The sequence below is a fragment of the Klebsiella sp. JN_Kp127 genome, assembly GCF_040062505.1.
Taxonomy (GTDB): Bacteria; Pseudomonadota; Gammaproteobacteria; order Enterobacterales; family Enterobacteriaceae; genus Klebsiella; species Klebsiella quasipneumoniae.
In genome coordinates this window covers 144,444-158,034 of sequence record NZ_JBEAHS010000001.1, presented here as the reverse complement: position 1 = coordinate 158,034, position 13,591 = coordinate 144,444, and the positions used below count along the sequence as shown (strand labels likewise).

Sequence of the window (13,591 nt, the reverse complement as noted above, 5' to 3'; positions counted from 1 at the left end):
GTTAAGCGCTTATATTCCAGCGTGTTATTTTTTAACCCGGCAAGCCGATTGGCGCTATATGTACCCGTTTCTGTGATCCAAAACAACTTTTTTATCGCAACAATGCGACTTTTTACACTAATTGATTTTACATAAAGGAAACAAATCGCAGAACCCTGAAGCCCATTGCGGTTGACGTGCATCAAGAAAGGGGCGATTTCGCCCCTGAAAATGTGACCTAGCGTGCGATTTTTCGCCGGCGGGAAGCGTAAAGGGAGAAGAAAATAGAGCTGGTGGCGCAGAAGGCGATGGAGATCAGCATCGGCCAGGCGGTGGTAAAGGTGGCCATCGACAGCAGCGCGCCGATAATCGCCCCGATACCAAAGCGGAAAGTCCCCGCTAGCGACGAAGCGGTGCCCGCCATATGCGGAAACTCATCGAGGATCACCGCCATAGCGTTCGACGACACCATCGATACGCAGCCAACGAAGGCCGCCACGCCGATGACCAGCGACCAGAAGCCGACGTCGAGCAGCGCGCAAACCACCATCCACACCGCCATGGCAAACTGGATCCACAGCCCGGCGCGAAACATGCGCAACGCCCCTACCCGCCGCACAAACCGGCTGTTGAACATGGTCATCAGGAACAGAAAGACAATGTTCAGCGCAAAATAGTAGCCAAAGTGCTGAGGCGCGACGTGGTTAATATTGATATAGACGAAAGGCCCGGCGCTAAGGAAAGAGAACATGCCCGCGAAGCTAAAGCCGCTCGCCAGCATATAGCTCAGGACCCGCTTATGGCGGAACAGGGTGGCAAAGTTACCCATCGTGGTGCGCAGGTGGAACGGCTGACGCCTTTCAGCCGGCAGCGTTTCGCGGATAAACAGGCCGATCATCAGCGACGCCAGCAGGGCCGCCAGGGCGAGGATCCAGAAGATGGCATGCCAGCTGAACCAGACCAGCACCGCCCCGCCGACCATCGGCGCCACCAGCGGCGCAATGGTCGTCACCAGCATGACAAACGACATCATCCGCGAAAACTCATCTTTCGGATAGATATCGCGCATCAGGGCGTTGATCACCACGCTGGCCGCCGCGGCCGCCAGACCGTGGAAGAAGCGCATGGCGATCAGCATCTCGATGGTCTGCGACAGGGCGCAGGCCACCGCCGCCGCGGCGAAGACCAGCGTTCCGCCGAGGATCACCGGCTTGCGGCCGAGGCTGTCAGCCATCGGACCGTACAGCAGCTGCCCCAGCGCAAAGCCGAGGATATAGGTGCTGAGGGTCATCTGCGCGCTGCCGTCCGGCACGTGGTACTGGGCAGCGATCACCGGCAGGGCCGGAAGATACATATCGATCGACAGCGGCATCAGCATGGCCAGCAGGCCAAGGATAAAGACAATCCCCAGAGACGAATTTTGCTTCAGCGTCACGTTTTGCTCCGTGGCTGCGGGGCGCCCACGCTGGCGATTTCCGCTTCCGTCAGCGGACGATATTCACCCGGCGCCAGAGATTCATCCAGCAGGATGTCGCCGATGCGTTCCCGATGCAGGCCAACCACGTGGTTGCCCACGGCGGCGAACATGCGTTTCACCTGATGGTAGCGGCCTTCGCTAATGGTGAGGCGCACTTCGGTCGGAGTGATAACTTCCAGCACCGCCGGTTTGGTGAGATCTTTTTCGTTATGCAGCTGGACGCCTTTGGCAAACAGCTCCGCGGTCCCTTCCGCCAGCGGGCTTTCCAGCGCCACCAGATAGGTTTTTTCACAGTGGTGTCGCGGCGAGGTAATGCGGTGCGACCATTGGCCGTCATCGGTCATCAGCACCAGTCCGGTGGTGTCGATATCCAGCCGACCGGCGGCATGCAGCTTATGCGCCACCGGCTCGTCGAGGAAATAGAGGATAGTCGGATGATCGGGATCGTCGGTGGAACAGACGTACCCCTGCGGCTTGTTGAGCATAAAATAGCGCGGGCCGTTCTGCTGGGTCAGCGTGTTCCCGTCATACTCCACCTCGTGCTCCGGCTGAAGCTTAAAGGAAGCATCTTTTACAATGTCGCCGTCCACGGTAACGCGGCTGCCGCGGATTTCACGCCCGGCAATAGCCCGGCTGACGCCAAGCTGCTGAGCGATAAACTTATCAAGTCGCATGAGATTTTTTTAGCCTGTCAAAGTGCTGGAGCGGGCAAATCGCCCGAAAAAGAAGAAATTCACTGGCTAGTATAACGGGCTCTTAACACCACTCAAGGGAAAAGATTCATGGCATACTATTCGCGAGTTAATTAGCCCCGTGAATTCATGACTTTTACATTACGTCCCTACCAACAAGAAGCCGTCGATGCCACCCTCGCCTGGTTTCGTCGCCATACCGAGCCGGCGGCGATTGTCCTGCCCACCGGCGCGGGCAAAAGCCTGGTGATCGCCGAGCTTGCCCGACTGGCCCGCGGCCGCGTGCTGGTGCTGGCCCACGTCAAAGAGCTGGTGGCGCAGAATCATGCTAAATACTGCGCCCTTGGCCTCGAGGCGGATATCTTTGCCGCCGGTCTGCAGCGTAAAGAGAGCCACGGCAAAGTGGTGTTCGGCAGCGTGCAGTCGGTGGCGCGCAATCTGGCGCAATTTCGCAGCGAGTTTTCGCTGCTGATCGTCGATGAATGCCACCGCATCAGCGATGATGACGACAGCCAGTATCAGCAGATCATCAGCCACCTGCGGCAGGTCAACCCGCAGCTCCGGCTGCTCGGCCTGACGGCGACCCCGTTCCGCCTCGGCAAGGGGTGGATCTATCAGTTCCACTACCACGGGATGGTGCGTGGCGATGAAAAAGCGCTGTTCCGCGACTGCATCTATGAGCTGCCGCTGCGCTATATGATTAAGCACGGCTACCTGACGCCGCCGGAACGCCTCGATATGCCGGTGGTACAGTACGATTTCAGCCGCCTGCAGGCGCAAAGCAACGGCCTGTTCAGCGAGGCCGATCTTAATCACGAACTGAAAAAACAGCAGCGCATTACACCGCATATCGTCAGCCAGATCGTGGAGTTCGCCGCAAGCCGCAAAGGGGTGATGATCTTCGCCGCCACCGTGGAGCACGCCCGGGAAGTGACCGGCCTGCTGCCGGCAGGCCAGGCGGCGCTGATCACCGGGGAAACCCCGGGTCCGGAGCGAGATCGCATCATCGAGGCGTTTAAAGCGCAGGCGTATCGCTATCTGGTGAACGTCGCGGTGCTAACCACCGGCTTCGACGCCCCGCACGTCGACCTGATCGCCATCCTCCGCCCCACCGAGTCGGTGAGTCTTTACCAACAGATCGTTGGCCGCGGCCTGCGCCTGGCGCCGGGAAAAACCGACTGTCTGATCCTCGACTACGCCGGCAACCCGCACGACCTGTACGCCCCGGAAGTGGGGACGCCGAAGGGCAAAAGCGACAACGTGCCGGTGCAGGTCTTCTGCCCGGCCTGCGGCTTCGCCAACACCTTCTGGGGCAAAACCACCGCCGACGGCACCTTGATTGAGCATTTTGGCCGCCGCTGCCAGGGATGGTTCGAAGATGACGACGGCCACCGCGAACAGTGCGACTTCCGCTTTCGTTTCAAAAACTGCCCGCAGTGCAACGCGGAAAACGATATCGCCGCCCGCCGCTGCCGGGAGTGCGACACCATTCTGGTTGACCCGGACGACATGCTGAAGGCGGCGCTGAAGCTGAAGGACGCGCTGGTGCTGCGCTGCAGCGGCATGGCCCTGCAGCACGGTAGCGACGAGAAAGGCCCGTGGCTGAAAATCACCTACTACGATGAGGACGGCGCCGACGTCAGTGAGCGCTTCCGTCTGCAAACGCCCGCCCAGCGTACCGCCTTTGAGCAGTTGTTTATCCGCCCGCATACCCGCACGCCGGGAGTGCCGCTGCGCTGGATAACGCCGGCGGATATCGTGGCCCAGCAGGCGCTGCTGCGCCATCCGGACTTTGTCGTCGCCCGCACGAAGGGGCAGTACTGGCAGGTGCGGGAAAAAGTGTTCGATTATCAGGGACGTTTTCGCCGCGCCAACGAGCTGCGTTAATTCCCGGAAAGCTGAGGTTTTGATTGCCCGGGTGTCGTTTGGCGGCTATAATGCCGCCCGCTTTTGCATTCGCAAAGCAGATAATCCGCCTGTTGCTGGGTCGCCTGTAGCAGGCTTTATATATAGAGAGACATCAATGTTTACTATCAACGCAGAAGTACGTAAAGAGCAGGGTAAGGGTGCGAGCCGCCGCCTGCGCGCAGCTAACAAGTTCCCGGCAATCATCTACGGTGGCGAAGCTGCTCCGGTTGCTATCGAACTGGACCACGACAAAGTATGGAACATGCAGGACAAAGCTGAGTTTTACGGCGAAGTTCTGACCGTCGTTGTTGATGGCAAAGAAGAAAAAGTCAAAGTTCAGGCTGTTCAGCGCCACGCGTTCAAGCCGAAACTGACTCACATCGACTTCGTTCGCGCGTAATCGCCGAAAGGAAGTTGTATGGCATAGCGCCCCGGGGTCTTCGGCTCCGGGGCGTTTTGTTATCCGCGCCGCCAAAGCGCCGGCGCCTCGTCCACGATGTCGCTCAGCAGCCGGTGCTTATTCATTCCGGGCTGCCAGAGCATCACCATGGTGACGTTCAGTCCCTGACTGCCGACCTCCGTCGCGATTTCACTGACTCCCCGCCACTCGCCTGGCCGCAAATGGTCCGGTAAAAACCCCCAGCCCCTCCCCTGCTCCATCGCATGGCGCAGCAGGGTAATTTCGTTCATATACAGCGTATGGCCGGAGATCTGCAGCCGGCGGGCAATCTGATCGTCGCTGCGCCGGTGCATCACCAGCTGCGGCGTCAACGACAGATTGAGCAGCGTCAGCGGCCGCGCCGCATCCCGGAACAGGCGGTCCGCCGCGTAGAAACGCAGATCCACCGTGCCGAGCGCCCGCCACTCCATTTCGCTGCCCAGCGTGCGGTTGTTGGCCTGGCACATCGCCATATCCGCCACGCCATCGCTCAGCGCCTGCTCGGCTTCGCGCCGCGAGGCGCTCCAGCAGCTTAACCGGATCTGCCGCCGGGCCAGCGTATCGGCCAGCGCGCAGAGAAAATCACGTGGGATAAAGGGATCGTACACCAGACGCAGCGCCTGCCCGGCGGTTTGCGGCAGCGTTTGCGCAAAAGACTCGAAAGCCTGCGCCTGACGCAACAGCAGATGCGCCTGACGAAAAAGCTGCTCCCCTTCGGCGGTTAAGGTCAGGGTACGCCCTTCCCGGCTGAACAGCCGATAGCCCAGCGCATCTTCCAGATAGTCCAGCAGATCGCGCAGCGTGGTTCGGTCTTTACCTAACCGAATGGCCGCCCGCGACAGGCTGCCGGTCTCGGCGATGGTGGCGAATGCTTCAATCTGCGCGAAAGAATACTGCAGGGTTTTCATCCTTCTCTCCCTTGCGGGGGAAAATCCCCCCTTTGCTGATTTTAGCCGCCGCGCGCCGATTTATATACTGCGATGCGAATCTATGGCAAACGAGGAAAGGATGATGATAAGAAAACCACTGGCCCTGGCGTTAATCCTGGCGGCGCTGCCGGCCGCGGCAATGGCACAACGCTGCGGCGACCTGACGCTGGATGTCTGCCCAACGCCTTACGACCAAACGCTACCCGCCGCCAAAGATATGCTCAGCTGGGATCAGACTTCACGCGTGATTGGCTTTCGAAATGACTATCGCAACTATGCCGGCGATGTTTTCCGCCACGGCGCCTCGGCGCCGCTGGAACGCGCTGAAAAACAATTGACCGATGCCCGCTATACCCTCAACGGCCACACCTGGACCCTGCAGGATTACCTGAAGCGCGAGAACGTCAGCGGTATGCTGGTGCTGAAAGACGGCAAAGTCGCCTGGAAATATCTTGGCGACGGCAACACCGATACCACCCTGTGGACCTCACGCTCGGTGGGAAAATCGGTGGTCTCGACGCTGGTGGGCATCGCCATTCAGCAGGGTAAGATCCACTCCCTTGATGATCTGATTACCGTTTATGAACCCGAACTGAAAGGCACCGCCTGGGACGGCGTGACGCTGAAGCAGTTGATGCAGCACACCAGCGGTGTGGAATGGAATGAAGACTACACCGACCCGCAGTCGCATTTCGCCCGCCTGACCCAGTGCGAGGCGCAGCCCGGGGCCTATGCCTGCGTGCGCAAGATCGTCACCGGCCTGGCGCGCAAACATCCGGCCGGCGAGCAGTGGTCCTACTCTTCCGGCGGCGCCTGGCTGCTGGGCGATATCCTGGAGCGCGCCACCGGCATGTCGCTGGCCGCCTGGCTTGAGCAGTCGCTGTGGCAGCCAGCCGGGATGGCCCACGACGGCGTATGGCATGCTTATCAGCAAGGGAAGCACGATGTCGGCGCCCACGGCTTTAACGCCACCCTTGAAGACTGGGGCCGCTTCGGCGAATTCGTCGCCCGCGATGGTCGGTTAAGCAACGGCAAACAGCTGGTGCCGGCGGGCTGGTTCGATCAGGCCGCAAGCTGGACCACTGCACTAAACTCGGTCTCGGCGGCACATCCGCAAGGTATCTACGGCTATCAGTGGTGGAATAACGCCATACCGGCGAATGCGCAAAACGTCCAGCCGACGCCGCAGGAAGGGCTGAAAGACTCGCTGTGGGCGCTGGGGATCTACGGCCAGGTGATCATGGTGAACCGCGCGGAACACCTGGTGATCGTCCAGTGGTCGACCTGGCCGCAGGCGGAACCCTCCTTTAACGCCCAGCCGCTGGAAGCGGCGCTGATGTACAGCGCCATTGCCCGCGAGCTGCGTTAACCCTCCCTGCTCCTTGCCGCTCAGCCGGCGAGGAGCGTGTCGGCATTCAGCGCCAGGTGCTGCAGCAGGATAATGGTTTTGGCATCCATGATCTCGCCATCGCGAATGGCCTGCAGCGCCCGCGCCAGCGGCCACTCCAGCACTTCAATGTCCTCACCTTCCGCCGCCAGCCCGCCGCCGTCTCCCTGCCGGTCATCGGCCTGATATTCGGCGATAAAAAAGTAGAGTTTTTCGGTGACAGATCCGGGGCTCATAAAGACGGTGAAGAGGGGCTCGATGCGCGTCACCCGAAAGCCGGTCTCCTCTTCCGCTTCGGCAACGATCCGCGCCTCCGGCGAGGCGTTATCCAACAGCCCGGCCGCCGCTTCAATGAGATATCCGTCGTGACCGTGAGTAAACACCGGAAAACGGAACTGACGGGTCAGGACCACCGTCCGCTTTTCCCGGTTGTAGAGTAAAATGACCGCGCCGTTGCCGCGATCGTAGGCCTCGCGGCTCTGCTCCTGCCAGCGTCCGTCCCGGCGCTGCAGTTCAAAGGTATATTTTTTCAGCGTGTACCAGTTATCAGAGAGCAGCGTCTCGCGAACGTGTCGGACGTGCGGTGCGTGAGTTTGCATGTTATATCCCCTTTCAGATGACAGCAGGCACCATAACATGCATAATCGTGCATAAACAAGATCACTCGTGAAGGAAAAATCATGCTCGCCAGTCAACGAAAACAGCAAATCCTGCAGATCCTTGCGGAGGAAAAACAGGTGATGTCCGGGGAGCTGAGCCAACGGTTTAACGTCTCTGAGGACTCCATTCGCCGCGATCTGCGCGAGCTGGCGGCGGAAGGAAAACTGCAGCGGGTCCACGGCGGGGCGCTGCCCGTCTCTGCCGCCATCGCCCCTATTGAAACACGCAAAAGCGTGCAAATCGCCTCCAAACAGGCGGTGGCGCGCGCTGCCGCCGCCCTGATCCAGCCTGGACAGGTGGTGATTGTCGATGGCGGCACCACCACCGCGGCGATGATCGGCTTATTACCCGCCGACCTCAGCTGCACGGTGGTCACTCATAGCCCCGGCATCGCCGTGGCGCTGGTCGATCACCCGCGAATCGAGGTGATCCTGCTCGGCGGCAAAGTGTTTAAGCATTCGGTTGTCGCCGTCGGCCCTGAAACGCTGGAAGCAATGGCGCGGATCAACGCCGATGTGTTCTTTATGGGGGTGACCGGCGTCCACCCGCGAGCGGGTTTTACCACCGGTGATTATGAAGAGGCAGGCATCAAGCGCGCGCTGGCGGCCAGGGCCGCGGAAACCGTGGTGATGGCCTCCCGGGAAAAGCTCAACGCCGCGTCGGCCTTTGCCATCGGCGAGCTGAACCTCGCCAGTACGCTTATCGTCGATGGGGAGCCCGACGCCGCGCTGCGCCAGCGGCTGGTGCAGAGCGGCGTGGAGATCGTCCCCGTACAGCGGTCGCGCTGACGGGGCGTGGCGCTTAGTTGCCGCCGGACGTCCGGCGCTGCAGCTGGTCGCGCAGGTTCGGCGGGGTGCCCTTAATGGTCAGGGTATCGGTGGCGGGATCCCAGAATACGCGTTCGCCCAGCAGCATCGCGTCGAAGTTAATGGTCAAACCGCCGCCGCTGCCGGCAAACTTGGTCAGCTGACGTAAGGTGCTGCGATCCGCCGGGAAGCTCTCTTCCAGCTCGTAGCCCTGCTCGGCGGTGAACTCCTGGAAGCTCTTTTCGCTGACGCCGGCAAGCTCTTTGGACAGCGACTCCAGCTCAATCTCTTCCCCGGCCTGCAGCTGTTCATTGCAGTAAGCATAGACCTGCTGACGCACATTCTGTCGCTCGGATTTATCAAGCTGCGCGTCGGCGGCAAAGTCATCCACCGCCTGCAGCAGGCCGCGGTTCTGCGCTTTGGCGTTGAGACCTTCGCTGGCGCCGAGGAAATCCATGAAGAAATCGGCCACTTTGCGCCCCACCCGCCCTTTCAGGAAGGTCAGGTAGCGGGTCGACTCCGGATTGGTTTCCCACTCGGTCAGATCGATGCGCGCGACGATATCGGCATGGTTAATATCCAGATAATGGGTCGAGCGGATATCCAGCTCTTCGTTGACGCGCATGCTGCTGAGGTTATTGAGCACCGCCACCAGCAGATACTCGACCGCCAGGTAACGATACTGACAGAAGAGGACAATGCCCCCTTCGGCGAACGGGTATTTCGCCAGCTCATCGCGCAGGCGGCCGGTCGCCGCGCGGCTGAACGCCAGAAACTCCTCTTCCCCCTGACGCTGCAGGCGCAGCGCCTGCGCCAGTTCGCTCTCTTCATTGAACAAGCCATAGGCTTTGCTTTTGGCGCTATAAACCCGGTGCAGTTCAGCCATCATCTCGACGACCGTCGCGTTCGGCTCCAGCAGTGACTCGCGCAGCACCAGCTCCAGATTTTGTTCATCACGTTTGATTAACTGATGCAGGGCAATCTGGTCGATATCCAGACTCATGTTAAACTCTCCTTTTAGACCGGGCGGTATTCAACCACCGCCGGGTTGCCGACGCAACTGGCACCACACATTTCGACGTCATGACTGACGATCGGTGCGCTTTTGCGCCGCGGCGAAAAAATGCGGAAAAAAAGCTGCTGCTACGGTAATATGTTGCCCTTTCACGAACAAACAGATTTTGAGTTTATGCCGCAAATTTCCCGCTATAGCGATCAACAGGTCGAACAGTTGCTCAGCGAGCTGACGAACGTCCTGGAATCACACAAAGCCCCGGTTGACCTTTCACTGATGGTGTTAGGCAATATGGTGACCAACCTGATCAACAGTAGCGTCGCGCCGGCGCAGCGTCAGGCCATCGCCCGTTCTTTCGCGCAGGCTTTGCAATCTTCGATTAACGACGATCCAGCGCATTAAGGATAACAGCAACAGTATATGGTGACTCTACGTCAGCCCTACCGAGAAAAAGTCTCCCAGATGGTTAGCTGGGGGCACTGGTTCGCCCTGTTCAACATGTTGTTGGCCATGGTGCTCGGCAGCCGCTACCTTTTTGTCGCCGACTGGCCGACGACGCTTGCCGGACGACTCTTTTCGTACGTCAGTCTCGTCGGGCACTTCAGCTTCCTGGTGTTTACCAGCTATGTGCTGATCCTCTTTCCGTTGACCTTTATCGTGGTCTCGCAGCGCCTGATGCGCTTCCTGTCGGTGATCCTTGCCACCGCCGGGATGACGCTGCTGCTGATAGACAGCGAGGTCTTTACCCGCTTTCATCTTCATTTAAACCCGGTGGTCTGGGAGCTGGTCATCAACCCTGACCAGAATGAGATGGCGCGCGACTGGCAGCTGATGTTTATCAGCGTCCCGGTCATCTTTTTGATTGAAATGCTCTTCGCCACCTGGAGCTGGCAAAAGCTGCGCAGCCTGACGCGTCGCCGCCATTATGCCCGCCCGGTCGCCTGGTTCTTCTTTTTGTCGTTCATCAGCAGCCACCTGGTCTATATCTGGGCGGATGCCAATTTTTATCGCCCGATCACCATGCAGCGAGCGAATCTACCGCTTTCTTATCCGATGACCGCCCGTCGTTTCCTTGAGAAACATGGCCTGCTCGACGCCCAGGATTATCAGCGTCGCCTGGTGGAGCAAGGGGCGCCGGAGGCGGTATCGGTCCAGTATCCGCTCAGTAACCTGCGCTACCGCGACCTCGGCGCGGGCTATAACGTGCTACTGATCACCGTCGACAACCTGAACTACTCGCGGTTTGAAAAAACGATGCCGGCGCTGGCGGCGTTTGCCAAAGAAAACGTGAACTTTACCCAGCATATGAGCTCGGGCAATACCGCCGACAGCGGCCTGTTTGGCCTGTTCTACGGCATTTCGCCAGGCTATATGGACGGCGTCCTCTCGGCGCGTATTCCCGCGGCGCTGATCACCGCTCTCAACCAGCAGGGCTACCAGCTGGGCCTGTTCTCTTCCGATGGGTTTAGCAGCCCGCTGTATCGCCAGGCGCTGCTCTCCGACTTCTCGCTGCCGAGCGCGAAGACCCAGAGCGACGAGCAGACCGCCAATCAGTGGATCGGCTGGCTGGACCGTTACGCGCAGGATGAGAATCGCTGGTTCTCGTGGGTCTCGCTCAATGGCACCACCCTCGACGATACGCAGCAGCAGGGCTTTGTCCGCCGTTATAGCAAGGCGGCAGGCGACGTTGATGCCCAGATCGATCGGGTGCTGACCGCGCTGCGCGAAGCCGGCAAGCTCGATAATACGGTGGTCATTATCACCGGCGGCCACGGCAAGCCGCTTAACGTCAAACACGACCCGTTCGACTGGTCGCGCGAGCAGCTGCAGGTGCCGCTGGTTATTCACTGGCCGGGCACGCCGGCCCAGGAAATTGCCACCCTGACCGATAACAAAGATGTGATGACCACGCTGATGCAGCGCCTGCTTCACGTGTCGACGCCGGCCAATGAGTATTCGCAGGGGGAAGATCTGTTCAGCGCTGCGCGGCGTCGGAACTGGGTCACCGCGGCCAACGGCGATACGCTGGCCATTACCACCCCGGCTATCACCGTGGTCCTCAACCATAACGGCACCTATACCACCTGGAGCCGCGACGGCGAGAAAATCAAAGATCAGAAACCGCAGCTCAGCCTGTTGCTGCAGGTCCTGACCGACGAAAAACGCTTTATCGCTAACTGATTGATTAATTATGAATCAATCGCGCGCGACCCGCTTGCATTCGCTTGGGGAACGGGTAATATTGTTCCCCACGCGTCGGCACGTAGCGCAGCCTGGTAGCGCACCGTCATGGGGTGTCGGGGGTCGGAGGTTCAAATCCTCTCGTGCCGACCAAAAATCCCTGAGAAACCAGCCTTTTAAGGCTGGTTTTTTTATGCCCATCTTTTACGCCTGTTCCCCTCAGCTCGTTGAATTTGTGCCCTTTCCGCGCCACAGCGTATAGAGTACGACTATCCTGATGGTAAATTACGTCGTAGCATCTATTATTCGACCGTATGACTCATAAGCAGGAGCGGATGACATGAGAGTTAATGGACTTACCAAAGGATTTTTCATCCTTATCGTCTTCATTGTAACCCTGGCCTTTTTTGATGTTCTCTCACCCTATTATTCCGCCATCCTCTGGGCCGCCATCCTCGCGGTGATTTTCAATCCGGTCAAAAACAAGATGCGCACCCGCCTCGGCGAACGTAACGGCCTTGCGGCGCTGATGACCATCGTCATTATCTGCCTTATCGTGTTCACGCCGCTGGCGATTATCCTGTCATCACTGGCCTACGAGCTGAACGTGGTGTACAGCAAACTGCAGCATAACGATACCCAGTTCCCGACGGTGGTCGCCAGCCTGATCGCCCACCTCCCCGGCTGGGCCAGAAGCTTCCTCGCCGAACATAACCTGGATAGCGCGCAGCAGATCCAGCAGCAGCTCTCCGATGTCGCCCTGAAAGGCGGCCAGTATCTGGCCGGCAGCGCGTTTCTGATTGGTAAAGGCACCTTTGGCTTCACCGTCAGCTTCGGCATTATGCTCTACCTGCTGTTCTTCCTGCTGAAGGATGGCCCTCACCTGGTGCTGTTGATCCTCGAATCTCTGCCGTTATCCAGCTACGTGAAGCAGCACCTCTTCGCTAAGTTCGCCGCGGTGGCCCGCGCCACGGTAAAAGGCACCGTCGCCGTGGCGCTGGCGCAGGGGGCGCTGGGCGGCTTTGCCTTCTGGATCGCCGGTCTGGACGGCAGCATTCTCTGGGGCGCGCTGATGGCGTTCCTGTCGCTTATCCCGGCGGTAGGCTCGGCCATTATCTGGGTGCCGGCGGCGATTTACCTGTTTGCCACCGGCCAGCTGTGGCAGGGCGCCTTTATTGTCGGCTTCTTTGTCATTGTGATTGGCCTGGTGGACAACATTCTGCGTCCGCTGCTGGTGGGCAAGGATACCAAAATGCCGGACTACCTGATCCTGATCGCCACCCTCGGCGGCATGGAGATCTACGGTATTAACGGCTTTGTTATCGGCCCGCTGATCGCCGCCTTGTTTATCGCCTGCTGGAATTTGCTGTCGGGGCGGGAACACGCTGGCAACACTGATGAAATCGATGAAGAATTTATTGAGGAAGCGAAAAATAGCCGTAATGAATAATTTCACCGGCAGGCCTCTGGCGGCCTGCCAGCGCCCCTGTTGCGCTCTGCGCGGCCGACGTCTTACCAGTAGATAACACTATTCATTTTGCAAAAATTGGTAAATAAATCTTAACATTTAGCAAAGTGATGATAGGCTATCTCTGTCAGGAACGAAAATAAAGGATGATCAACCGTGAAAAAAATCACTACGCTAGCCGTTTCTCTGCTGACCGCCGCCTGCATGTCCGCCGGCGCCCTGGCCGCAGACCAGCCGCTGGAAAAAGTCGCGCCGTTCCCGAAAGCGGAAAAAGGCATGAAGCGTCAGGTTATTCAGCTGCCGCAGCAGCAGGATGAATCGGCGCTGAAGGTTGAGCTGATGATCGGCCAGACGCTGGAAGTTGACTGCAACCACCATCGTCTTGGCGGGGAGCTGGAAAGCAAAACCCTGGAAGGCTGGGGTTATGACTACTATGTTTTTGATAAGCTGAGCGGCCCGGTATCCACCATGATGGCCTGCCCGGACGGCAAGAAAACGAAGAAATTTGTGACTGCCGGCCTCGGCGATGACGCCATGCTGCGCTACAACAGCAAGCTGCCGATCGTCGTCTACACGCCGACCAATGTCGATGTGAAATATCGCATCTGGCGCGCGGAGGAGACTATCGGTAACGCCGAGGTCCGCTAAGG

13 protein-coding genes and 1 tRNA gene are annotated in these 13,591 nt (G+C 59.1%); 9 read left to right on the top strand and 5 right to left on the bottom strand.

Annotation, left to right across the window (positions count from 1 at the left end):
• Positions 1 to 217: 217 nt before the first annotated feature.
• A complete protein-coding gene (locus ABLV04_RS00735) occupies positions 218 to 1,414 on the bottom strand; it encodes a Bcr/CflA family multidrug efflux MFS transporter (RefSeq protein ID WP_023290465.1) in 1,197 nt (398 codons plus the stop codon).
• Positions 1,411 to 2,130 carry a 16S rRNA pseudouridine(516) synthase RsuA gene (rsuA, locus tag ABLV04_RS00730; protein ID WP_023290466.1) on the bottom strand — a complete coding sequence of 240 codons (720 nt, stop codon included), beginning with the start codon at positions 2,128 to 2,130 and terminating at the stop codon, positions 1,411 to 1,413. Before rsuA ends, ABLV04_RS00735 begins: the two co-directional genes overlap by 4 nt.
• Before the next feature lie 147 nt (positions 2,131 to 2,277).
• On the opposite strand from rsuA, the gene ABLV04_RS00725 reads away from it, so the two are divergent.
• Both ABLV04_RS00725 and rplY read left to right on the top strand, forming a co-directional pair.
• Positions 2,278 to 4,035 (top strand): DEAD/DEAH box helicase, encoded by a 1,758-nt coding sequence (locus tag ABLV04_RS00725; RefSeq protein WP_131096369.1) that lies wholly within the window; start codon positions 2,278 to 2,280, stop codon positions 4,033 to 4,035.
• 136 nt (positions 4,036 to 4,171) lie between these two features.
• On the top strand, positions 4,172 to 4,456 hold the full coding sequence (gene rplY / locus ABLV04_RS00720; RefSeq protein ID WP_004201664.1) for a 50S ribosomal protein L25: 285 nt from the start codon (positions 4,172 to 4,174) through the stop codon (positions 4,454 to 4,456).
• A gap of 59 nt (positions 4,457 to 4,515) precedes the next feature.
• Here rplY and ABLV04_RS00715 read toward each other — a convergent pair whose 3' ends face one another.
• Positions 4,516 to 5,403 (bottom strand): LysR family transcriptional regulator, encoded by an 888-nt coding sequence (locus ABLV04_RS00715; protein ID WP_048297910.1) that lies wholly within the window; start codon positions 5,401 to 5,403, stop codon positions 4,516 to 4,518.
• Between the two features lie 103 nt (positions 5,404 to 5,506).
• Here ABLV04_RS00715 and ABLV04_RS00710 point away from each other — a divergent pair, with 103 nt between their 5' ends.
• Positions 5,507 to 6,793, top strand: a complete 1,287-nt coding sequence (locus ABLV04_RS00710) for a serine hydrolase (RefSeq protein WP_048336217.1) — start codon at positions 5,507 to 5,509, stop codon at positions 6,791 to 6,793.
• Between the two features lie 20 nt (positions 6,794 to 6,813).
• Here ABLV04_RS00710 and ABLV04_RS00705 read toward each other — a convergent pair whose 3' ends face one another.
• On the bottom strand, positions 6,814 to 7,410 hold the full coding sequence (locus ABLV04_RS00705) for an NUDIX domain-containing protein (protein ID WP_032453543.1): 597 nt from the start codon (positions 7,408 to 7,410) through the stop codon (positions 6,814 to 6,816).
• A gap of 81 nt (positions 7,411 to 7,491) precedes the next feature.
• Between ABLV04_RS00705 and ABLV04_RS00700 the strand changes: the two genes are divergently transcribed.
• Positions 7,492 to 8,259: a DeoR/GlpR family DNA-binding transcription regulator gene (locus ABLV04_RS00700; protein ID WP_044524236.1), complete on the top strand. Its 768-nt coding sequence runs from the start codon at positions 7,492 to 7,494 to the stop codon at positions 8,257 to 8,259.
• A gap of 13 nt (positions 8,260 to 8,272) precedes the next feature.
• On the opposite strand, the gene yejK is transcribed toward ABLV04_RS00700, so the two are convergent.
• On the bottom strand, positions 8,273 to 9,280 hold the full coding sequence (yejK, locus tag ABLV04_RS00695) for a nucleoid-associated protein YejK (protein WP_004144267.1): 1,008 nt from the start codon (positions 9,278 to 9,280) through the stop codon (positions 8,273 to 8,275).
• Positions 9,281 to 9,466: 186 nt separating this feature from the next.
• On the opposite strand from yejK, the gene ABLV04_RS00690 reads away from it, so the two are divergent.
• The 5 genes from ABLV04_RS00690 to eco all read left to right on the top strand — a co-directional run bounded on the left by ABLV04_RS00690 (position 9,467) and on the right by eco (position 13,589).
• Entirely contained in the window at positions 9,467 to 9,694 is a 228-nt protein-coding gene (locus tag ABLV04_RS00690) for a YejL family protein (RefSeq protein WP_004195346.1), read from the top strand.
• 18 nt (positions 9,695 to 9,712) lie between these two features.
• Positions 9,713 to 11,473: an LPS biosynthesis-modulating metalloenzyme YejM gene (yejM, locus tag ABLV04_RS00685; RefSeq protein WP_049013176.1), complete on the top strand. Its 1,761-nt coding sequence runs from the start codon at positions 9,713 to 9,715 to the stop codon at positions 11,471 to 11,473.
• Between the two features lie 76 nt (positions 11,474 to 11,549).
• Positions 11,550 to 11,626, top strand: a tRNA-Pro gene (locus ABLV04_RS00680).
• Between the two features lie 187 nt (positions 11,627 to 11,813).
• A complete protein-coding gene (locus ABLV04_RS00675; RefSeq protein WP_032453546.1) occupies positions 11,814 to 12,923 on the top strand; it encodes an AI-2E family transporter in 1,110 nt (369 codons plus the stop codon).
• A 174-nt stretch (positions 12,924 to 13,097) separates the two neighbouring features.
• Positions 13,098 to 13,589 (top strand): serine protease inhibitor ecotin, encoded by a 492-nt coding sequence (eco, locus tag ABLV04_RS00670; RefSeq protein WP_023290474.1) that lies wholly within the window; start codon positions 13,098 to 13,100, stop codon positions 13,587 to 13,589.
• The last annotated feature ends 2 nt before the right edge of the window (positions 13,590 to 13,591 follow it).

Bases quoted from the DNA above. Each gene is read 5' to 3' on its own strand.
- ABLV04_RS00725 (WP_131096369.1), top strand. From the start codon at position 2,278: ATGACTTTTACATTACGTCCCTACCAACAAGAAGCCGTCGATGCCACC.
- ABLV04_RS00690 (WP_004195346.1), top strand. From the start codon at position 9,467: ATGCCGCAAATTTCCCGCTATAGCGATCAACAGGTCGAACAGTTGCTC.
- yejM (WP_049013176.1), top strand. From the start codon at position 9,713: ATGGTGACTCTACGTCAGCCCTACCGAGAAAAAGTCTCCCAGATGGTT.
- ABLV04_RS00675 (WP_032453546.1), top strand. From the start codon at position 11,814: ATGAGAGTTAATGGACTTACCAAAGGATTTTTCATCCTTATCGTCTTC.
- ABLV04_RS00700 (WP_044524236.1), top strand. From the start codon at position 7,492: ATGCTCGCCAGTCAACGAAAACAGCAAATCCTGCAGATCCTTGCGGAG.
- rplY (WP_004201664.1), top strand. From the start codon at position 4,172: ATGTTTACTATCAACGCAGAAGTACGTAAAGAGCAGGGTAAGGGTGCG.
- ABLV04_RS00715 (WP_048297910.1), bottom strand. From the start codon at position 5,403: ATGAAAACCCTGCAGTATTCTTTCGCGCAGATTGAAGCATTCGCCACC.
- ABLV04_RS00705 (WP_032453543.1), bottom strand. From the start codon at position 7,410: ATGCAAACTCACGCACCGCACGTCCGACACGTTCGCGAGACGCTGCTC.
- ABLV04_RS00710 (WP_048336217.1), top strand. From the start codon at position 5,507: ATGATAAGAAAACCACTGGCCCTGGCGTTAATCCTGGCGGCGCTGCCG.
- yejK (WP_004144267.1), bottom strand. From the start codon at position 9,280: ATGAGTCTGGATATCGACCAGATTGCCCTGCATCAGTTAATCAAACGT.
- rsuA (WP_023290466.1), bottom strand. From the start codon at position 2,130: ATGCGACTTGATAAGTTTATCGCTCAGCAGCTTGGCGTCAGCCGGGCT.